Genomic DNA, 21442 nt, shown 5'->3' on the forward strand with positions numbered 1-21442 from the left:
TAACCGGAGACCTACAATGTCACAGAAAACCATCGCCTTCTTCCCCGAAGCTGCCTTTGGCCCTGCGCTGAATTCGGTTGGCATCGCGCAGGCCTGCGAGAAACTGGGCCATAAGGCCGTATTTCTAAGCGATCCCGGCTTTGTCGAGGTATATGAAGGTTATGGGTTTGAGGCGCATCCTGTTGCCCTGTCCGAGCCGATGGAACCCGAGGCGATGGCAAAGTTCTGGGAAGATTTCATCAACGGTCACATCCCAAATTTTCGCAAAAGCCCGATTGACCAGATCGATAACTACGTAAAGGATTGCTGGGAGGCGATCGTCGACAGCGCAAAATGGGCGCAAAAAGATCTGCCCGAGGTACTGGCAAAAATCAAACCAGATATGATCTGCGTGGATAATGTCATTATGTTCCCAGCCATCAAGCAGTTCGGCGTACCGTGGGTGCGGATCATCTCATGTTCCGAAAACGAAATCCCAGACCCGATTGTGCCGCCGCACTTATCGGGCTGCCGGGTGGATGACCGCGAGGGCATGGAGGCCTATGAGGCAAAGTTCCACGAGGTGATCAAGCCGATCCACGACGACTACAATGCGTTCCTGGCCAGATGCAACGAAGACGCCTATCCGATCGGAGAGTTTTTCGAAGCGTCGCCCACAATGAACCTTCTGCTTTATCCCGAGCCGGCAAAGTACGAACGGCAGAACCCACTGGACCCGAACAGGTTCCAGTATCTCGAAGGTTGCGTACGCGAAGAAGAACCCTTTGAGGTGCCAACGTTTAAGTCCAACAATGACAAACCACTTCTCTATATATCTTTCGGGTCGCTTGGTGCAGGTGACACCGACCTGCTAAAGAGGATCATTTCGACCATTTCCAAGTTGCCCTACCGGGCGCTCGTAAATGTCGGGGATTACATGGACGAATACACAGACATTCCCGACAACGTGCACATACAGAGCTGGTATCCCCAGCCTTCGGTAATTCCGCAGGTTGACGCGGTGATACATCATGGCGGTAACAACTCGTTCACCGAGTGCCTGTATTTCGGTAAAGCAGCAATCATCATGCCCTATGTCTGGGACGGCCACGATAACGCCACTCGTGTTCAGGAAACAGGCCACGGATTCGGGTTTCACCGATACGACTGGACCGATGATGAATTGGCTTTTGCCCTCGACAAATGTATCAACGATCCAGGAATGCAGGCGAAGATGGCGGCAACCTCTGCTCACATGCAGTCACGGCATGGTCCGACCAAGGCAGCTGGCATTCTCGACGACATCCTGAAAGCCGCGGAATGAGCAGCGCCCCGCATCTTTCCGAAATCTCGACCCGCACCGACCTTACGGACTGGGGGTTACAGCCGGACATGATTGAAGGCCAGTCGCATTCATCGGGCTTGCTGGTTCACAAAGGCCCGGACAATCGGCCGGAGATCGGCGCATGGGTCTGTACTCCAGGCCGTTGGCGCCTAACGATCCCGCGTGACGAGTTTTGCTATTTTGTGCAGGGCCGTGCGCTGTATCAGTCGGATGCAGGCGAAAGCATCGAAGTTACGCCCGGAACGGCCGTACTATTCCCCGCCGGTTGGGTAGGGGAATGCACGGTCGTGGAAACATTGCGCAACACTTACTACCTAACGGATCGCGAACCTGAATCATGACCACGCCAAGTATGCAAAACCCGCTCCAGCAGACTGACCTTGTCGATTGGGGGGTAATCCCGACGATGATTGAAGGGCAATCCCGCACGTCGGGAAAGCTGATCCACAAGGGGCCTGACGGCCGGTCCGAATGCGGCCTTTGGGTCTGCACTCCCGGTAAGTGGGAATGTCACGTCACCAAGGACGAGTTCTGCCACTTTCTGGAAGGCCGCTGTACCTATGTCCATGAAAACGGAGAGGTAATTGAGATTACGCCCGATACGGCGGCCTTTTTTCCGCAGGACTGGAAAGGCGTATGCACTGTCCACGAGACGGTCAAGAAAGTGTACATGATCCGCTAACGGCGCAATGCCTGTTAAACAAGGGGGCTGCCCAATGCGTGACCCGTTCAAATCCAGCTACTACCTAAACCCTAGGCATGTCCTATTGGAGGGTAGTGGGACCACGCTAGTCAACCCGTCTACCTTGCAGCCCGTCGGGGTTTTTGGTGAACCGTCGCCGCAGATCGTGGACCAGGTTCTGGATCGGGTCAATGCGGCGCAAAGGAAATGGTCTGCAACGGACTGCAAGTCTCGCGCGCGGGTATTGCATCAGATCGCCAACGAGATCGAAAGCGGCGACATGACTGAGGTCGCCCGTTTGATGACATTGGAAACGGGCAAACCTTACCCTGAATCGATCGGCGAGATTGCGAATATCCCGCCGGTTTTCCGGTACTATGCCGAGATGGCGCGCAATGACGCGGGCAAGATCGCGGGCACCATGCAAACTGGATCTTTTCAGTATCAGACATACGAGCCCTACGGCGTGTCCGTGCATGTGGTTCCATATAATTTCCCCCTCATTCTTGGCTGCTGGTCGATGGCCGCATCACTTGCGGCAGGTAACGGTGTTGTGTTGAAAGCCTCACCCGCAGGAACTTTGTGCACGATGGCGTTCATGGAGTTTTTTCAGGCGCTGCCTCAAGACCTTATTGCTTGCCTGTCGGGCGGGGCAGACGTGGGTAAACAGTTGATTGCCAGCCCCAAAACCCATGTGGTCGCCTTTACAGGGTCCGTGCCGACAGGTCGTGCAGTCGCAGTGGCCGCAGCAGAGAGTCTAAAACCGGCAATTATCGAGGCTGGCGGGAGCGATCCACTTATCGTCAGTAAACACGCCGACATCGCGGTCGCTGCTGCCGGAGCAGTGACTGCTGCCTTTTTGCAGTCGGGTCAGGTTTGCACATCGTCTGAACGGATTTTTGTGGTCGATGATGTATATGACGATTTTGTCGACGAGTTCGTGGCCAGAACCCGGAAACTGCGCATCGGCGACGGCATGGGGGTGGCGGAAATTGGACCTCTGGCCTCCAAGGAAGCGCGAGATAAGGTCGTGCGGCTGGTGCGCGATGCAACGGAGAAAGGCGCGGTGGTTGAAGTAGGAGGCTGTATCCCGGATGATGCAGGGCCAGGTTGGTTTTTCGAACCAACGATCCTGACCGGCGTGACGGCGGACATGTTGCTAACTCAGGAAGAGGTCTTTGGGCCGGTCGCTTCGGTCATTCGGGTTAGCGACTTTGACCAAGCACTTGAACTGGCAAACGCGTCGCAGTTCGGCCTTGGCGGATGCCTGTTTACCAGCGACTTGGAGGAGGCATTTCAGGGGGTGAATGAACTACAGGTGGGGATGGTTTGGGTCAACAACCCGCTGGTGGACAACGATGCCTTGCCTTTTGGCGGTATCAAGAATTCTGGACTTGGACGCACGCTAGGCCTTCAGGGACTCGAGGCATTCAGGCGATCCAAGATGGTCGTGATCGACCCGAAGGCGAAGGAGGCGGACTGGTGGTATCCATATCCCGACGACTGGTTCTATTCAGATGACGTACAAGGCGGGAGAAAGCACACCGGCTAGGGTGATCGGTGCGACCTGATCGACTCTACAACGGATGATGAGCTAACGGCAGGTTTGTCCCGCCAACCGGAACTGCAATGTCTATTTTAGAATGTCCAGTTCGGGTAGTCCGCGGCCCTCCGGCACAAGCGGGCCAATGGCTGAAAAATCCGCAAGACATCTTCAGCGCTTTTCTACTGTGGGTCTGCCATCCGTCCCAATAAGGTCATTTATCTAAACAACCGGGGCATGTGTACTGTTTGTCCGTTAGATTAATAGTTCCTCTGACATTCGACATAGGCCAAATCCGGCTCCCGCAACCGGGTCGAATAATCTCAACACAGGCCGTTCAGACTACAATTGATCCACTCGATCAATTGCTTAACGTCCTCATCTCGTCAGCCTCATAACCCGAAAGTCAGTGGCTTCGGTCAACGGGACAACCAGGCAACAATCTGGTCCGTTTCCAGTCTCCTGCGCGTGCGTTGTGGCAATTGAATCACCAGTCCTCGGTTGGTTTGAAACGACTTGGTATGCGCAACGATCAGCTCGCCCTTGGCCAGGGCGTCTTCGATCAGGCACAGGTGTCCCATCAGTATTCCTGCGCCCGCCTTGGCTTCCTCTACGGCCAGACTGTAGAGGGAGAATTGAGCACCACCTTTGGCATTATACAGGTCATAGCCAGAGTGCTGGGCCCATTTGGTCCAATCTTCACTCCACACCAGATCGTGCAGCAACGGTAAATCCCGAAAACCGTTTGCGCGGCATATTTGGTCCTTAAGTGTCGGGGCACAAACCGGCACGATTTCGTCCGGGCAAACAACCACCTGATTTGCCGTGTCGTTCGGTGGAGCGAAGAAGATTGACAGGTCGAACAGTTCGCGCCCAAGGCTCGGCGGCGCTTCCAGCGCTGTGACGGAAAAACTGATGTCGGGAAAATGAGATCGGATCTGGCGTAGCCTTTTGGGGAGCCAGAGTTGAGCAATGGCCGGCAAGGCAGCGATATGAAAATCTGCATTGGGTTTAAGGTTGCGCAGCGCCTGGGTCGCGTCGGCCAATTGGTCAAAAGCCCGGGTAAATCCAGCAACCAGCGATTGCCCCTCGGGCGTGAGTTCTACGCCTTGTGCGTTGCGTCGGAAAAGGGGTGCACCGGCCCAGCCTTCCAGCGTTTTGATGTGTTGCGAGATGGCGCCCGGTGTGACGTTCAACTCTTCGGCCGCGGCGACAAAGCTGATGTGGCGCGCCGCCGCCTCGAAAGCGCGCATTGCGTTCAGTGGAGGCCCTTTGGGGCGCTTTGGGGAAACGCTCATCATCATAGCCTTAGTTTTTCTACGCCAAGAAATAACAATTCTGCTTTGCGAAGTCACGCAGCAGCGGCCACAGTGGAAGAAAAAGGAGGATGTCAGATGACACTTGCACATAGAGACTGGGTGCCCGCCGCAAGCGAAACGCTGGTTCAGAGTATCTCAACAAAGACAGCATCAGCATCGTCCGGCGACCTACTGGGCCGGATCGTGCATCTGGCAGAGAAAAACCGCCGCATTCACGAGAAAGAGTGTTTCAACCTCAACCCCGCGACAAATGTCATGAACCCCAAGGCCGAGGCGCTTTTGTCGTCGGGTATCGGATCCCGGCCATCGCTGGGCTATCCCGGTGACAAATATGAAATGGGGCTGGAAGCAATCGAAGAAATCGAAGTCATCGCGGCCGAGCTTTGCGCAGAGGTCTTTGATGCCCGGTTTGCAGAGGTTCGCGTGCCGTCGGGCGCAATTGCAAATCTTTATGGTTTCATGGCGACCTGTAAGCCAGGGGATACAATCATCGCTCCGCCTGCAACGATCGGCGGCCATGTGACCCATCATACTGCGGGCTGTGCAGGGCTGTTCGGGCTGCGCACGATCGAGGCTCCGGTAAACACAAAAGGTTACACCGTCGATCTGGACCAGCTGCGCGATCTGGCGCGGGTTGAGCGCCCCAAGCTGATTACGATCGGCGGAAGTCTGAACCTTTTTGAACACCCTGTTGCCGAGGTGCGGGCCATTGCGGACGAAGTTGGCGCGAAAGTCATGTTCGATGCCGCGCATCAGTGCGGGATAATCGCGGGGCGTGCATGGTCGAACCCGCTGAATGAGGGCGCGCATTTCATGACCATGAGCACCTATAAAAGCCTTGGTGGACCAGCAGGTGGATTGATCGTGTCGAATGATGTCGACATCGCCAAAGCATTGGATGCCATTGCTTTTCCCGGGATGACGGCCAATTTCGATGCCGCCAAAACGGCCGCGCTTGCGGTTACGATGCTGGATTGGATAGATTTTGGCCAGGTGTACGCAAACGAGATGATTGCACTGTCAAAAGCACTTGCCGCCGCGTTGGATGCGCGGGGCGTTCGCGTTTATGCGGGTGCGGAAGGCTTCACCAATTCGCATCAATTCGCAGTTCTGGCAGATCCCTATGGCGGAGGGCAGGCCGCATCAAAGAAACTTCGCGAAAGCGGGTTTCTTGCATGCGGCATCGGATTGCCTGTCAAGCCGGTTGAAGGGGACTTGAATGGGTTGCGGATCGGCACTCCTGAATTGGTTCGCTGGGGCATGACCTCTCAAGATGCCGAGCGCCTCGCCGATTTGATCAGGCGAGGTCTGGACGGCGAGCCTGTTGCTTTGGAAGTCTCTGCCTGGCGCAGTGAATTCGACACGCTGCATTTCGTGAACTAGGCGCAAGCGGCCACCACAATCGCCCGGTCTGGTGGCTGCTCTTAACTGTTTTCCTGAATAATCGCCTCAATTCTGGCCAATGTAGCAGAGTTGACGGCGACACCTTTTTGACCTGCCGCAAGGCGACATGCACGGCGCCCATCTCCGGGCAGGTGCGCGCCGTCCTGATTTCTGATCGACGCGACCAAGTCCGAAATTGCGTTTGAAAACAGTCCATTTGACGAAACCGCAGGGTCAATAGCGATGAAGAACTGCCCGGTTTTCGGTGGACCCCCGACCGTCCCCGAGAACGGAGAGGCATGCAGCCCAAGTGTAGACCCCGTCAAAGCGGCCGCCATGATTTCAGTCAGCAAAGCGATACCCACACCTTTGTATCCGCCGGATGGGGCCATGCTTCCTTTCAGACCGACATTCGGGTCTGTTGTCGGGTTTCCATCCGGGTCCAGCGCCCAGCCGACCGGAATGGCTTTGCCTTCTCTGGCGTGTTTCATCACTTCGCTTTTGGCGATGGTGCTGGCGCTCTGGTCGATCAGCAACGCGGGTTGTCCGTCTGGACCCGGTACCGCAACAGAGAACGGGTTGGTGCCGACAACGGGCTTCGATCCACCCGAAGGAGCAATGGATGCAGGTGCATTGGTGAATCCAAGACCAACCAGGCCCGCCTGCGCCAGTCGATACGTGTGATAACCCAACACACCGCAATTGTAGCTGTTGGTGATCGCAAGGGCCGCGATGCCCTGTTCGCGTGCCGCCGTGATCAATGCTTCGAAGCCCAGGTCAATGGCTGCATGTGCGAACCCGGTCGCAGCGTCTACACGGATAAGGCCGGGGCGCGGGGTTTCCAGCGTCGGTACTGCCTGACCGTCGACCTTCCCGCATTGTACATGTTCACAGTAGATCGGGATATAAGCCAGACCATGACTGGCCACCCCATCTGCTTCGGTTGCCGCCGTGGCCACGGCCAGAGGGCGCGCGTTTTCTTCACTTGTGCCAGCGGCAACCAACGCGGTGAAGGACAGCTTTTCGATTTCGGCAAGCGACAGGGTTTGGGTCTCGGTCATCTGATGATCCTTCAGTCATTGTCCGACAGGCCGGAACCAGCGCCAAGCAGTCGGGATTCTTCAGTTGCAGGGGCATATGTACGGTGCGCCATGGAGTCGAGGATCTGCCACACCTCTGCATTTGGGGCGGCACGGCTTTGCAGAGGACGACTGTTTTGAATGTGGCCGCCCTCAGTTATCTCAACATGATCAGCGCGGTCTAAATTGCAGTCTGCGCAGCTTAAATGAACACCATCAGTTATCGCAGCATACCCGTCAAAGGTGACTTTTACTGTCGTTCCCAGTTTTTTGGCCCCCGCAGCGACAAAGGGCAGCAACAGCAGCGGTGCCGCGAGATTTGAAATCGAAATGGTGCCTTGGGACAGGACGGTCGGTGAATCCGATATCGCAGCTCCGGTCATCAGGGGGCACAGGTCTTGTTGGCCAACCCATACTCCGTTCTGAAGCACAGGAATGTGGCGTTCCAGACAGGGCGCATATTCACGTTTGAGCAGTTGGGCCAGAATGGCGGGCCCGTCGAACCCTTGGGCGTTTAGCCACCGGGTGGCTTTCGCAGCCTCTTCCGCCACGCCCCAGGCATATCCGGCCCCACGAGTTGCGCGTTTGGCTGTTGCTTCGACTTCGTTCAATGAAAAGGTCATTGCGCAACCTCCGGATAAACCCACAAATCTGCGTTCGCGGTATTTAGCTCATCGGGGTAGGGGGCGCCGGCATACATGCAGATGCGGACCCAGCGATCTGAACGAGGGTCGAAATGCGTCGCGCCAAAGAAGGATAGTTTTGCGCGCAACATATCGATGGGCATCACGTTTGCGCCGATTGTGTTGTCATGGATCTCACCATATGGCGCGACACGGCTGATTTGTGCGCGGCGTACGGTGTGGCGGTGCTCAGGGTGGCGCATAAGAAACTCTGCTATCGGCGCATCATCCGGCCACTCTTGCAAAGCCTTGAAAGCCAGTGCCGCATCACGCGCGGGCGCGAGCGGTTGTTCATAGTCTGCAATCGGTTCTTCAAACCGTTCACCCAGTCGGGGTTCCAGTTTCTCTTCGGAAACGTACCATGCCCGCGCGCAGTTTTTCGGATCACTCCAATCAAGGTCCAGCGCCCAGTCAAAGCTTTGGCGGATCAAGTCGCGCACATCGGATACCCGCGTCGCTCCATCAATCACCTGTGCAGCCGCATTTGTGTCCGCCATGCAGCTAGACAGCCCGTCCACGACATCTCCGTAAGGCTCAAGGATCAGCGAGGCCAGCAACTCCTGGCCTTCTTCGCTGAGCGCAGTTTCCGACCATCGGATCATTCGATCCCACGGATGGTCTTGTGTCAGGTCGTCCGTAGCCAGAAATGCGCTGATTGAATTCAGGTCGTCCTTTAGCGCAGCGAGTTTTTCAACCTGTATCGGGTGTTCAGATTGCCACCACGTGATTGACTGTTTGCTGCGCGCGAAAACGTCGCGAAAGACACGCGCGTCTTTTTCGGTTGCTGTCTCAATTGACCGCACGCGCGAGATGGCCTCTTCCCGCGCCATGATCCAGTTGTTGAACAGAACGGGATGGTTCACGATGAACGGCGCCATTCCCAGTCCTGTGGAATTTCCGATGCCCAGCCAGCGTGCGATTTCAGGATTAAGCGCAGAGGTCTGATCCCCGCCTTTGACCTGCGCCATACATTGCACCAGATCGCGTACAAAAACTCGGGTCAGATAGACTGACAGCATTTCGATCTGGAAGGGACCACTGACCTCATTCCGGTCCGCCGTTTTCTCACGATCCGCAGCGCCGAATTTGCCCGACCCGTAAACAGCCGTGGTCCTCATCAGATAGCCGACCTGATAAATCTGTTCCAGGTCCGGTTGCTGGCCCGCAGCCAGACGATCCACCACATGAGCCCAGAGTCGCACGGAACGGTTGGCGCGTGACAGTGACAATTCGGTTTCGCTGACACGCCCTGCCTCTTGCAGCGGTACGTTCAGGGACAGGCGATCTATGTCTTCTGGCGTGGGGATGCCATCGAACAGCGCAAAGGTGGCGTCCCACGCTTCGGCAATAACCCGGTCTGACCGTTGATCGGCAGGCAGGTCATGGGCAAAGGCGACCAGCGAATAGGCGCGATCGGGGCCTTGCGCGGTATAGACCGCATGCCCGACACCTTTGTCGTCAATTTCAAATGCAGGGCGCGAAAATCTCCAGTTTTCATCGGCCATGCGGCGTGTCAGTTGCCGCATAAAGCTGAGCCGACATTGGTGTAGTGATCCCAGTCGTGACAGTCGCATGACCATAGCGGGGTCACGTCTGGCGATCTCTGTCTGCGCGTGTGGTTCCATTTGGTTACCTTTGTGGGACGAAGTTCTCGGCAAAGAACCGATACCAGTTCCTGCCCATGATCCCGGCCACTTCGTCATCGTTCAGGCCGGTCGCGCGTAACCCTTGTTCGATGTTTCCAAAGTCTCGGTTGTCCTGAAACCAGCCCGGCATTGGTGGAAACCCCGGGGCCGAGGCCGAGCCTTCGCCATAGTCGATTTCTTTTGTCCACCGCCCCACACGCATCCATTCAACGATGCTGTCAGGCTGATCCTGGCACAGGTCAGTGCCGATCCCCAGATGTTCGGCCCCATATTTGTCCGCAGTGCGGGCGATCATCTCGCAAAAGCTCTCCAGAGTGCAGTCGGACTTGTCCTTCAGGTGGTGAGGGTAGACCGAAAAACCCAGCATCCCACCGTTTTCAGTCACGGCGCGGATGACATCATCTCGCTTGTTGCGCAGGGCCGGGGACCATTCGTGCGGATTGGCATGTGTGATTGCGATGGGCCGGTCCGAAATCTCAGCCGCTTCGATTGTGGACCGGTCTGCCGAATGGCTCATATCCACCACAAGGCCCACGCGGTTCATCTCTTTGATCACCTGCTTGCCCATTCTGGTTATGCCGGTGTCTTCGGCCTCATAACAACCGGTCGCAAGCAGGGATTGGTTGTTATAGGTCAGTTGCATGAACCGCGCGCCCAAATCATGCAGAATTTCAACCAGCCCGATATCGTCTTCAATGGGCGACGGGTTCTGAAACCCGAAAAACACTGCGGTCCGGCCCGTTTTACGGGCTGAGTCTATATCGCTGGCCCACCGGCCCTTCATGATCAGATCTGGGTACTGCTCGAACCAACGGTTCCATTTCTCGAAATTCAGAACCGTTTCGCGAAAGTTCTCATGATAGGAGATGGTGACATGGATCGCGTCCACGCCCCCTTCGCGCAGCTGGCGGAAGATCTTCTCCGACCAGTTGGTATATTGCAGGCCGTCGATCCGCATCAGACCGGGCCTGCGCTGATATAGGCGGTTTTGACGGTTGTATAGAACTCGGCTGCCGCCTTGCCTTGTTCGCGCGGTCCGTACGAGCTGTCGCCCCGGCCACCGAATGGTACGTGGTAATCGGTGCCAGCGGTGGGCAGGTTAACCGTCACCACGCCGGTGCGCGCGTTGCGGCGGAAATGGGTGGCGCGGGCCAGTGATTTGGTCACGATGCCTGAGGTCAGGCCGAAATTGGTGTCGTTGACCACGCTCAGCGCCTCGTCATAGCTGCCGACCTTGATGACGGATGTAAGCGGTGCGAACATTTCTTCGCGATTGATGCGCATGTCGTTGGTGGTGTTCAGGAACACGCCCGGCGACATGTAGAACCCGTCATGGGGCATCTCCAGGCGCTGACCGCCACAGGCCAGCTCGGCCCCTTCGGATTTGCCCAGGTCGACATAGGTGAGGTTTTCATTCAATTGCTGCTGACTGACGACGGGACCCATCTGCACGCCCGCTTCCAGCGCGTGACCCACTTTCATTGCCTGCGCACCGGCAACCAGTTTCTCGACAAAGGCATCATGGATGCCCGCGTGAACTACAAGACGCGACGAGGCGGTGCATTTCTGACCGGTGCCACCAAAGGCCCCGCCCAGAGCCAGCGTCACCGCCAGATCCAGATCGGCGTCGTCCATCACGGCCAGCGCGTTTTTAGACCCCATCTCCATTTGCACTTTGGTCAGGTTCTGGATTGCTGCGGCGGCGATACCTTTGCCTACGGGCACCGATCCGGTGAAGGAAATCGCATTGACCTTGGGGCTTTCCACCAGACGTTGCCCAACCGAACGGCCCGAGCCCATCACAAGGCTGAACAGACCTTTCGGGACATCCTGCCGTTCGATGATTTCAGTCAGGGCCACAGCCGAGGCGGGGGTGATGTTGGCGGGTTTCCACACAATCGCGTTGCCATAGCACAGCGCCGGGGCAATCTTCCACGAGGCCGTTGCAGTGGGGAAGTTCCACGGGCTGATGATTGCGACAACGCCAACGGCTTCGCGGCGCACATCCACTTCGATATCGGGGCGTACGGAATCGGCGTTTTCACCGATCTGGCGCAGACACTCGGCGGCGTAATAAGTGAAGAACTGACCGGCCCGGTAAACCTCACCCTTGCCTTCGGCCAGCGGCTTGCCTTCCTCGCGGCTCAGCAATGTACCCAGTTCTTCGGCGCGGGCCATCAACTCGTTGCCGATGGCGTTCAGGACGGCCTGTTTCCGCTCCAACCCGTAGGCAGCCCATTCGGTCTGCGCGACGCGCGCCTGATCCAGAGTCGCCTCAAGCTGATCGGCGCTGGCCTGTGTGAACATGCCAACCAGATCGCTTAAATCCGAAGGATTGCGGTTTTCAATTTCGCTTTCGCCCGCCAGCCATTCGCCGGCAATCAGGTTCAGTTTGGTCACGTCAGGCCCCAAATTCGCAAATTTCGATTTGGGTAAGGATGGAACTTTCGACTAACATCAGTCAAACTCAAATAACTTTAGTAAACTTCAGAAAGTTTGAAGTATGGCGATGAAAGTCGAGATGCTGCGGTGTTTTTGTACCGTGGCCCAAACCGGAAACCTTGCCGAGGCTGCCAGCCGTCTGGGTCGGACACAATCCGCCGTCTCAATGATGCTGAAACAGTTTGAAGATCATCTGGGCAAGAAACTGTTTGAAGGTGAACGGAAAAATCACCTGTCGCCGCTGGGTCAGCAGGTTCTGGACCTTGCGCTCAAACAGGTGCGCGATTTTGATCAGACTGTTCTGAACATAGAAATGGCGGCGCAGGCGGAACATGGGTTGATCCGTATCGTATCCGTGCCGTCTGTGGGAGCTTTGGTCTTTCCCGCCTTGCTGGGACATATGGCATCACGCTTTCCCGGATTGAAGATCGAGTTGCGAGACGGGGATTCGCAACAGGTTCTGGACGCCGTTGCCGGGGATAAGGCGGATATCGGCATTGCATCCGGCCATCATCCCCTGAACGGGGTCAGTACCGAGCCTCTGTTTCAGGATCAGTTCGGACTCGTTGCAGCTTCTGATCATCCGCTTATGACACAGGCCAAACCGCCCGAAATCCGTGACCTGATGGCGGCACCCTTCGTGCGAAACGCCTTGTGCGACATCATTGAATCATCCTCGTTCAAAAAAATTCTGGACCGGGCCGAGGTTACTATTCACAACACGCACTCGCTGATCACAACGGTCAGGGCAGGCCAGTGGATCACGGTCCTGCCGCAGACCGTCGCGCAATTCATCCCGGACGCGGTCGCCTTTCGCCCGATTTCAGATTTGCCGGACAAGCGAGAGGTATATCTTTACCGTCGGGAAAAAGCCCGCTTCCGCGAGATCACCCAGGCCTGCTGTTCGTATATCCTGTCGAGCGGTTTCGGAAACACTGGCTTGGTGCAGGAGCCAGTTTTGGATTAACCCTGCTCAAAAACACAAATTAATTAGGTTCTAGCAGACTCGAAGCGGCTCACATGCTAGGTTCCAGGATGAAGCGGGGGACTTCAGAGGGGCAACATGTCTCAGGACCTTAGGGGCTGGCTGAGCGCAATTGGATTAAACGAGTACGCGCAGGCCTTCGCAGACAACAAAATCGATTTCTCCATCCTGCCTGATTTGACGGCCGAGGATTTGATCGAAATTGGGGTGACGGCCGTCGGTGATCGGCGGCGGCTGCTGCGCGCCATAGAACAGATTGATACCAGCCAAACATCAGCAGAGCCTGAACCTGCTGCACAGCTCGAGCCCGCGCGCCGACAGGTTACAGTGATGTTTGCCGATCTTACCGCATTCACGAAACTATCCAGTGAGCTGGATGCAGAAGATCTGCATGCGCTGCTGAATCAATTCTTCAGCAAAGTGGACAATGTCGTCGAAAAGTATGGTGGTCGTATAGACAAGCATATTGGCGATGCGGTCATGGCCGTTTTCGGAGCGCCGATTTCACATACCAATGACACCGAAAGGGCGGCGCGTGCTGCTGCCGAGATACATGCAGTTCTACCGACTTTGTCACCACCGCTTTCCTGCCACATCGGTATTGCGTCAGGTCAGGTCATTGCCAGTACGACCGGAAGTCAGTCGCATACAGAATACACTGTCACAGGGGATGGGGTAAATCTGGCGTCCCGTCTGACGGATATTTCCGCAGGCGGCGAGACTCTGGTTTCACATGACATTCAGCGCGCGTTGGGACCGCTATTCGTTGGCGAATCCCTTGGTGTGAAGGCCATCAAAGGGCTGAATGATCCCGTTGAAATTTGGCGTCTGGATCGATTGGCCCGGAACATTCGCACACGGCGTCATAAGTTCATCGGGCGCGAGCGGGAGTTGTCGGTGTTCTCGGCCACATTTGACCGATGCAAACGCCACGGCAAGGGCGAAGTCCATGTGATTCTGGGTGAGCCCGGGATCGGAAAAACCCATTTGTCCGAGCAAGTCGCTGAACTGGCATCCGGCCAGTCCTACACGATCCACAACGGTGTCGTGATGGATTTCGGCGCGCGCGAAGGGCATTCGGCCATTCAGATGGTCGCCCGCAGCATTCTGGGTCTTGACCCGTCGGATGGCGCGAAAACGGGTGCCGCAGCGGCCAGGGACGCAATCGCCAGGGGCTGGGTCAGCCCCGCGAACGCCGCGCACCTCAACGCGCTGCTTGAGCTGGAGCAGGACGCCGGTCTGGCCGAGGTGTTTGCGGTGATGGACAACAAGACCCGCTTGCGCGGAAGGCGGCAGGTCATTGAAGAGTTGCTGTCGGCCAGCAGCCGGGAAGCCCCCCTGCTGATCCAGATCGAGGACATCCACTGGGCCTCGCCCGAGATCCTGGTGACCTGCTCTCATATTGCGGCGGCGACGCGGAATATCCCTTGCGTGTTGATGATGACCAGCCGGGTTGAAGGCGACCCGATTGACCGGGACTGGCAAATGGCAACCGATGGCGCGCCGGTGTCCAAGATGGAACTGGCGCCGATGGGCGAGGAACAGGCCAGACTGTTGGTCGAAGAATTCACGGCCATCGACCCCGAGTTGCTGGAAACCTGTGTCAAACGCGCCGGGGGCAATCCGCTGTTTCTTGAACAGTTGTTGCGCAATACAGATGTACTTACCCAACAAAGCGTGCCCGGCAGTATTCAGGGGATCGTTCAGTCCCGACTGGATGCACTGGATCGAACCAGCCGCGCCGCCATTCAGGCAGCATCGGTACTGGGGCAACGGTTCTCGGCAGAAGTGCTGAACTTCATTCTGGGTGAAGGGCATCTGGATACGACCAGCCTGATCCGATCCGCGCTGGTCCGAGAGGCAGGGCCTGACCTCATGTTTGCCCATGCGCTGATCCGGGATGGATCCTATGCAACGTTGGTCAAATCCGAGCGTGCGCGCCTGCACAGACAGGCCGCCAAGTGGTTCGAGGATCGCGATGCGACCCTATGCGCACAGCATCTGGACCGGGCTGGGGCGAATAACGCCGCACAGGCGTATCTGGACGCGGCGGAGAAACTGATCCAGGCCTTCAGATTTGACGATGCCAGCCCATTGATCGAACGCGCCCTGGAACTGCCGTCCCCCGCAGGTGTCCGGTTCGATCTGCTTTGCGCTCGGGCTGAGACGCACAGGCTTCAGGGTCTGTCCGGCGACGCACTGCGTGAGTTTCGGGAAGCTGCACGCGTTGCCGAAACCGATGAGCAAATAAGCCGCGCGTATATCGGGCTCGCGCAGGCTGCGCGGCAATCCAGCCTGTATCAGGACGCGCTGGAGGCACTCGATATGGCTGAAACCGCCGCCGAGCGTTGCGGGTCAGAGCGGGATGTGGCGCAGATCAATTATGTGCGCGGTAATGTCTTTTTCCCTCTGGGTCGGGACAAGGAAGCGCTAAGCGCCAATGAACGCGCCCTGACGCTTGCCCGCAAACTTGGATCTGCCCGCCTCGAGGTTGGGGCGCTAAGCGGATTTGGTGATGCAAACTTCATGAAAGCCACCATGAAGACAGCGACAGGCTTTTATACGCAAGCTGTTGAACGAGCGCGCGAAAAAGGGCTGGTCCGCGATCTGGCCGCCAATCTGCACAATCTCAGCGTCGCGCGCAGTTACACCGGGGACGTAGCACAGGGCAAGGCGGACGCCATTGAGGCCATCGAAGTCTCGCAAACGTATTTTGCCTTTGTTCCGGAATGCGTTGCACAGACCTGCCTTGGCGTGGCCGAGACCTTTTTGGGCAACCTTGATCAGGCACTGGAAGCGTTCAGTGTTTCAGCTGAAATTGCGGAACGCGTCGGTGCAAAACGCCTTGAGGCGCAGGCCCTTGAACATCTGGCGCGAACGCAGACTTATGCCGGAAAGTTGGACCACGGTCGGGAAACAGGTCGTCGCGCGGTTGAAATCGCGCTTGAACATGGGCGGAACTTTGTAGGGCCCAAGGCCTTGTCGGCCCTGGCAATGGCCGAGTCCAACCCTGATGAGCAAACGCGCTTGTTGAACCTGGGGTCTGAGATCATTTCCGAGGGATGTGTGGGTCACAGTCACCTTCACTTTTACTCGGACGCCTGCGCCGTCATGCTGGCGCGCGGCGATTGGGACGCAGCAATTGAATATGCGGATGGGCTTGCAGCCTTCACGACTACCGAACCTTTGCCAATGGTCGATTTATCCATTTGTCAAATACGACTTTTGGCTGAAAGCGGACAGCAGAACACTCCGCCAATACAACACGGGGGGTATGCCGATCTGGCAACGCAGTTTGCCGCTATGGGTATCACGCAATCCCTTCTGGGTTCAGTGGGGTTTCTGGCTGATTAGGTGACACGGCAGGAGGCTGAATGAGCGTTGAAAGAAAGGTGTGGCTGATTTCTGGCTTGTTGACCCTTGGGCTTGGGGGTCTCTTGCTCAAACTTTGGATCGAACTGAATCATTTTGAGGGTGATCCCACTCAACTTCCGGATCAGGCATCAGTGGACGCGTATCTGGAAAAACTGGATGCCGTGCCGGATTACCGCGTTAAAACGGGGATCTTCTTAAAATCATTCAGCTTTCTTGGTGCCAGCGACGTGCAGGTCACCGGTTACGTCTGGCAGCGCTACATCACAGGTGTTCATGATGAGATCCGTCCGGCCGAGGGTGAGATCGGTTTCCTTCTGCCGGAAGCGGTCGATACAGCAAACGGACTGATCGAAGAGGCCTATCGGCTGCCGCAACAAGATGGGTTGCTGATCGGGTGGTATTTTGAACAAACCCTTCGGCAGAGTTTTGACTACACCCGCTACCCCTTTGATCACAAAACGGTCTGGGTGCGCTTCTGGCCCGCATCTTTTGACATCAATGTTGCGCTGGTTCCTGACTTTGAGGCTTATTCCGCGACCGGCCCGGATGATATTTTCGGCATCGACAGTCAGATCGTGATGGGTACGTGGGAACGTGAGAACACCTATTTCGACTATAAGTTGTCAAGCCTGGATACGACGTTGGGCATCGCTCAGAACGCCTATCAAACCAACATGCCCGAGCTGCATTATAACTTTGTCATCAAACGCAATTTCGCAAACGCGTTCATCGTGCACATGGTCCCGCTGCTTGTCGTGACAATGCTGCTGTTTGGGGCGCTGATGACCGTCACGCGCCGCGAGGGGCTGGCCGATCGGCATGACTTCAGCACGTCCAGTGTAATCGGAACCTGCTCGGTTCTGTTTTTCGTGATCCTGTTGGCCCATGTGCAGCTGCGTGAAGGGTTCGCAGGTTCTCCTGTGATCTATATGGAGTCGTTCTTTTTCCTGATGTACTTCATGCTGCTGGCAGTTTCGGTCAATACATACCTGTTTGCGTCCGACGTTGAGACGTCGTTGCGGATCATCCACTATCGGGACAACCTTATTCCCAAGGCCGGGTTCTGGCCGTTCGTCCTGCTTTGTATGGTGGTGATCACGGCCTATAATCTCAGTTCCAAGGAAAGCCCGAAACCGCCACCAGTCAGCACAGCGGAAAACTAGATAGCCGGCTCGAATCCGGGCTTGGGTTCACCCTGCGCCATATCCAGTGTGTAGTCGCTGATAACATCTGATTTTCCGTCACGCCAGTTTTGCATGTACTTTTCAGGATCGGCGATCACATAGGCGTAGGCGGGTTTCATCACCCCATCCAAGATCACGTTGATCTTTTTGCGGATATAGACGTTCTTGGACGAGCCCGGACCATGATAACCTTCCAGCTTATCCAGCTCGTGCAGGCCCGATTCCGTCACCCGGTAAACCTCTCCGCTTACTTGTTTGCCCATGCCCTGCTGATCGACAAGGGTCGCCATTCGGTGCAGGAAGCCACAGTTCGGATTGTCGCAGAACGGTTCATTTGGAACGATCAGGGGCATTGGTTGCCGCGTGCGGGCAGGCCCGACAAAGTCATTCAAGACCCGGCTGTGTGCCTCATGGTTCGGGAACCCCTGTTTCAGGGAGCCGTATGTGAAATACAGATAGGTGGGTTCCTGAACGGCAATAAAGGTCTCGTCACGGCCCTGTTCCGCGTCTTTTATCTTAAGGTTGTGGTCTCGCGCCCAAGCATCCAGCATGGTCCGTATCTCGGGCGGGATATCCATGCCCTGAACAAATTGAATGCACGAGGTTGCATCCATGCCTTTGGCGCGCAACAGGATGTCGACCATCCTTGGGGCTTTGTTCATCACAGCCACATGCAATGCCGTGAAACCGTGATCGTTGACGATATTGACGTCGATATCGCGGTCGATCAAATCCTGTGCCGCTTCATAATCTGGCTTGCCCAGATCGTGACCGCCTTCGTTCAATTCGCCTTCGCCGCCAGCCGCATAATGCAGCAATGAATCGCCGTGGGCTTCGTCCACGATATTGACTCCCACGACACCTTCATCGATGGCGCGGAACACACGTTTCCATTCATTGATATCATCGGCGGCGGCAGCCTCTCGGGCCCATTTGCACACGCGGTATTTCTGGTCGTCCAGTTCTTCGAATGCGTCGCCCAGTGCTTCCATGATCTGGTCAGGCGTGGCCATCATACCAATCCCCATCCGGCCGTTGGACAGGCGGCCCTCCCGAGGGCCTATGAAATCGATGCCCAGCGTCTTCAGCCTTGCGACATTGTTCTGGGTGGTGATGTTGTTCCACATATTCGTGTTGCAGGCCGGGCACAGGATCACGGGCTTCTTCTGGTACTGCCACGCCACAAAGACAGAGGTCAGAAGGTTATCGGCGATCCCGTTTGCCACCTTTCCCATGGTGTTGCAGGTGATGGGAGCGACGATCACGCAATCGGCCCAGTCACAAAGCGCCAGATGCGACGCACGCACTGGCATGTCGAATTCCATGTAACGGAAATTCCATTCATCATCGTCGCGGTAATAGTCGTTATGGGTGATCTTGGCGTCGATCCGTTCAGCGCCGAAGTCCCGAAAGAACTTTTCAGCCGAAGTGGAAGGGATCAGTTTGACATTGTGTCCGGCGTCGACGATGCGCTCAACAAGTTCTGGTATCTTGTCTGCCGCCGATGACCCGCAGGCACAAAGCAGCACGTTGCGTTTGCCGCTGCTTACCTCGTTCATCACACCTTTGGGATAGCCGAACATGTTCTTATTCAGGCTGGGTGTCTCTTCAAGCTTGGAAACGGGAAGACCTGCTTCGATCATGCGGTCCTGAAGGTGACCTGCCTTGATCATGTCCACAATGTCTTCCAGCTTTTCGCCTTTGCTGATGCACTGGCCTTGGAAAAACAGGTAGGGAACTTTGGGTTTTTCACCTAAAGATATCAGCTGACGTCGCATCTTTATCGCGTTGGGGTCGCGACCGCCCACATCCACCTGCTTTACGCTGGTCGCACCGATGTTCGAAAGAACACTTCTGAGCATGTAGGACCACGGGTCTTCATCTTCATAAAACAGAACCATGGGGTTGTTCCGGATAATGCTGGCGACATCCCCGGGATCTTCGGGCGGCTCAACTGTTTCGATCACCAGCAAAGCCGGGTCCTCCAGATCGCGCAGGCCGCGGAAGATGTTGCCACGAGGGGCTTGCCAGACCTGTGACGTTGCGGGGCTCATGTCGACGATCGTCACAAGGTCGGTTGCTTCATCATATGCGATACACAGGCACCAGAATTCTTCGAGCAACGCGGTTTCCCGGTAAACGTTTACCGGCGGGCGGATGGCTTCGATCCCGGTTACCCGATTAAAGTCGATATTGATCATCAGGTGACGGTCCGTGTTGGCGTCCAGGCCCTGTAGTTGCATCTTGAACCAGTCTTCGGGGGTAAGGATCGATGTGTCCTCGCGCGTTCCGAAACTGCGAAGTGAACTGCTCAGGTGTATGTTTTCAGCCGCGTTCAGATATTTCTGGGCCATGTTGTGCATGTCCGCGGCCGTGGCCACCCGTGAGACAACATCCGTGAAAGAGGCTTCGGTGGCCCGCAGCAGCTCGTCTTCGTCCACCTTGTCATCGCCGTGAATGGCCAGGCTTTCCACCAACACACCTAAGGAGTTCATGTTCGGAGTGGCGCGGCGGAACAGGTTGCGCCGTTTCTTGGGGTCTTTTGCCAGATAGAGCGTGCTGTCGACATAGTTGCATCGTTGCTTGAATGTCTTCAGATGCGTCTTGACCGCGGCACGCGCCGAGAAGCGCAAAATGCCACGCGACCGCATCGAGGTTCCGTCACGGTCCGACATCGCCTTCCAAAGCCGGTCTGCGGTTGTAACCCAAAGCTTGCCGTATTTCTCAGGATGTACGTCCATCATGTGCACCAGCCCAGTGCTTGGGTTGCACTTGGCGATGACGGCAAAATGCCCGCCCGGCATATTCGCTTTGCCATGGGCGACGCCGACCTGAAAATTCGCCACCAGAATATCATTGTCACCACCCAGCCGGTTGGATTCGTCAATCGCATCCAGCAACAGCTGCACGTTTGTCGTGTCCTCGTCCATGAAATAGGCCTGAACCTGAACACTGTCCCGCAAGCCCTGCGAATGAATGTAGGTACAGGCGACGTCAAACAGCTCACCCAGTGAGATACCGTCATTGACGACGAAAGACGAAGGCAGCGCGCATTCACGGAAAATGTCGTTCACTTCGCAACTGAAGCCCAACGCGGACATGCTGAGGGCGGCAGCCGTCACGCTGCAACAATTGATCGGCTGCTGGAAGTTCTGCAATTGAACACTGACCAGATCGCCGAACATCGTGGCGAAGCAGGGTTGCCGGATTTCCTCTGGTATCTGACGCCAGTTCTCGCTGGACAGAAAAGCCACCCGCGATCCGTCCAGCGCGAGCGCTTCGAGGCTGACGGGAATGTCTGATATCTGAAGGTGCTCTTCATAGAAATAGTCACCGACATCCGCGCTGGCCAAAGGATTACCGTTCTGCCGCAGCTGAACCACACCGCGCAGAACAACATACATGCCGCTTGCTGGCAGAACCGTGTTGTCGGTCACCTCGATACATTCGAAATGACAGTTGATGACTGACGGGTCGGCAATCTTGGCCTCGCCCGGCAGAACCTTGTATATCAGGTTCCAGTCTGCGTCATTTGGGATATATGATCTGGATGTTTCAATTTGATCTATAAGCACAACTGTTCCCCCCGGAGTTGCGTTTCAAATGTCTAATTGCGGCCAGCAGGGGCTTTCGGGTTTTCGATGCGCAGATACCCGTCATTCAGAATTAAGGACGCGTCTGTTTTTGCCTTTCACTGGCCAGGGCCGGCCTGCCAAAGAGAAAAAGTATAAGCAAATTGGCCCAATTGGCTGCACAGTATCCGATTTTTGAATAAAAATCACGATGGCAGTGATGTT

Annotated in this window: 15 protein-coding genes; 8 read left to right on the forward strand and 7 right to left on the reverse strand. The window is 56.2% G+C overall.

The annotated features are described in order from the left end of the window. Positions 1 to 16 precede the first annotated feature (16 nt). Genes AC2FLU_RS19960 through AC2FLU_RS19975 form a run of 4 tightly spaced genes read left to right on the forward strand, consistent with a single transcriptional unit; the run spans position 17 to position 3558 of the window. Entirely contained in the window at positions 17 to 1303 is a 1287-nt protein-coding gene (locus AC2FLU_RS19960) for a glycosyltransferase (protein ID WP_480556021.1), read from the forward strand. Next, positions 1300 to 1665: a cupin domain-containing protein gene (locus AC2FLU_RS19965; protein WP_480556022.1), complete on the forward strand. Its 366-nt coding sequence runs from the start codon at positions 1300 to 1302 to the stop codon at positions 1663 to 1665. The genes AC2FLU_RS19960 and AC2FLU_RS19965 overlap by 4 nt, the downstream gene beginning before the upstream one ends. Continuing rightward, entirely contained in the window at positions 1662 to 2006 is a 345-nt protein-coding gene (locus tag AC2FLU_RS19970; protein ID WP_480474664.1) for a cupin domain-containing protein, read from the forward strand. Before AC2FLU_RS19965 ends, AC2FLU_RS19970 begins: the two co-directional genes overlap by 4 nt. 34 nt (positions 2007 to 2040) lie before the next feature. Then, positions 2041 to 3558, forward strand: coding sequence for an aldehyde dehydrogenase family protein (locus tag AC2FLU_RS19975; RefSeq protein ID WP_480556023.1), 1518 nt, complete (start codon positions 2041 to 2043; stop codon positions 3556 to 3558). A gap of 410 nt (positions 3559 to 3968) precedes the next feature. Here the strand turns inward: AC2FLU_RS19975 and AC2FLU_RS19980 are convergent, their stop codons facing one another. Then, positions 3969 to 4853 carry a LysR family transcriptional regulator gene (locus AC2FLU_RS19980; protein ID WP_496808259.1) on the reverse strand — a complete coding sequence of 295 codons (885 nt, stop codon included), beginning with the start codon at positions 4851 to 4853 and terminating at the stop codon, positions 3969 to 3971. Between the two features lie 90 nt (positions 4854 to 4943). On the opposite strand from AC2FLU_RS19980, the gene glyA reads away from it, so the two are divergent. Then, positions 4944 to 6251 carry a serine hydroxymethyltransferase gene (glyA, locus tag AC2FLU_RS19985; protein WP_496715656.1) on the forward strand — a complete coding sequence of 436 codons (1308 nt, stop codon included), beginning with the start codon at positions 4944 to 4946 and terminating at the stop codon, positions 6249 to 6251. Between the two features lie 41 nt (positions 6252 to 6292). Here glyA and AC2FLU_RS19990 read toward each other — a convergent pair whose 3' ends face one another. From AC2FLU_RS19990 to AC2FLU_RS20010, 5 genes are read right to left on the reverse strand one after another with little or no spacing between them, the layout of a single operon-like run. After that, positions 6293 to 7312, reverse strand: a complete 1020-nt coding sequence (locus tag AC2FLU_RS19990) for an Ldh family oxidoreductase (RefSeq protein ID WP_480555327.1) — start codon at positions 7310 to 7312, stop codon at positions 6293 to 6295. A gap of 11 nt (positions 7313 to 7323) precedes the next feature. Then, on the reverse strand, positions 7324 to 7953 hold the full coding sequence (locus AC2FLU_RS19995) for a DUF3726 domain-containing protein (protein WP_496715658.1): 630 nt from the start codon (positions 7951 to 7953) through the stop codon (positions 7324 to 7326). Continuing rightward, positions 7950 to 9638 carry a hypothetical protein gene (locus tag AC2FLU_RS20000; RefSeq protein WP_496715659.1) on the reverse strand — a complete coding sequence of 563 codons (1689 nt, stop codon included), beginning with the start codon at positions 9636 to 9638 and terminating at the stop codon, positions 7950 to 7952. Before AC2FLU_RS20000 ends, AC2FLU_RS19995 begins: the two co-directional genes overlap by 4 nt. Before the next feature lie 4 nt (positions 9639 to 9642). Continuing rightward, complete coding sequence (locus AC2FLU_RS20005; protein ID WP_480625286.1) at positions 9643 to 10617, reverse strand: membrane dipeptidase; 975 nt, start codon at positions 10615 to 10617, stop codon at positions 9643 to 9645. Beyond that, complete coding sequence (locus tag AC2FLU_RS20010; RefSeq protein WP_480520114.1) at positions 10617 to 12059, reverse strand: aldehyde dehydrogenase family protein; 1443 nt, start codon at positions 12057 to 12059, stop codon at positions 10617 to 10619. The genes AC2FLU_RS20005 and AC2FLU_RS20010 overlap by 1 nt, the downstream gene beginning before the upstream one ends. A gap of 103 nt (positions 12060 to 12162) precedes the next feature. Between AC2FLU_RS20010 and AC2FLU_RS20015 the strand changes: the two genes are divergently transcribed. The 3 genes from AC2FLU_RS20015 to AC2FLU_RS20025 all read left to right on the forward strand — a co-directional run bounded on the left by AC2FLU_RS20015 (position 12163) and on the right by AC2FLU_RS20025 (position 17624). Then, positions 12163 to 13068, forward strand: a complete 906-nt coding sequence (locus AC2FLU_RS20015) for a LysR family transcriptional regulator (protein WP_496812093.1) — start codon at positions 12163 to 12165, stop codon at positions 13066 to 13068. A 96-nt stretch (positions 13069 to 13164) separates the two neighbouring features. After that, the gene (locus AC2FLU_RS20020; protein WP_496808260.1) at positions 13165 to 16440 is read left to right on the forward strand and encodes an ATP-binding protein; all 3276 of its coding nucleotides are present in this window, start codon (positions 13165 to 13167) and stop codon (positions 16438 to 16440) included. Between the two features lie 20 nt (positions 16441 to 16460). After that, the gene (locus AC2FLU_RS20025; RefSeq protein WP_480474678.1) at positions 16461 to 17624 is read left to right on the forward strand and encodes a hypothetical protein; all 1164 of its coding nucleotides are present in this window, start codon (positions 16461 to 16463) and stop codon (positions 17622 to 17624) included. Here the strand turns inward: AC2FLU_RS20025 and AC2FLU_RS20030 are convergent. After that, positions 17621 to 21220, reverse strand: a complete 3600-nt coding sequence (locus tag AC2FLU_RS20030) for a flavoprotein (RefSeq protein WP_496808261.1) — start codon at positions 21218 to 21220, stop codon at positions 17621 to 17623. The two genes, AC2FLU_RS20025 and AC2FLU_RS20030, sit on opposite strands and share 4 nt — an antisense overlap. Positions 21221 to 21442 lie beyond the last annotated feature (222 nt).

Source organism: Ruegeria sp. SAZD013 (genome assembly GCF_059612525.1).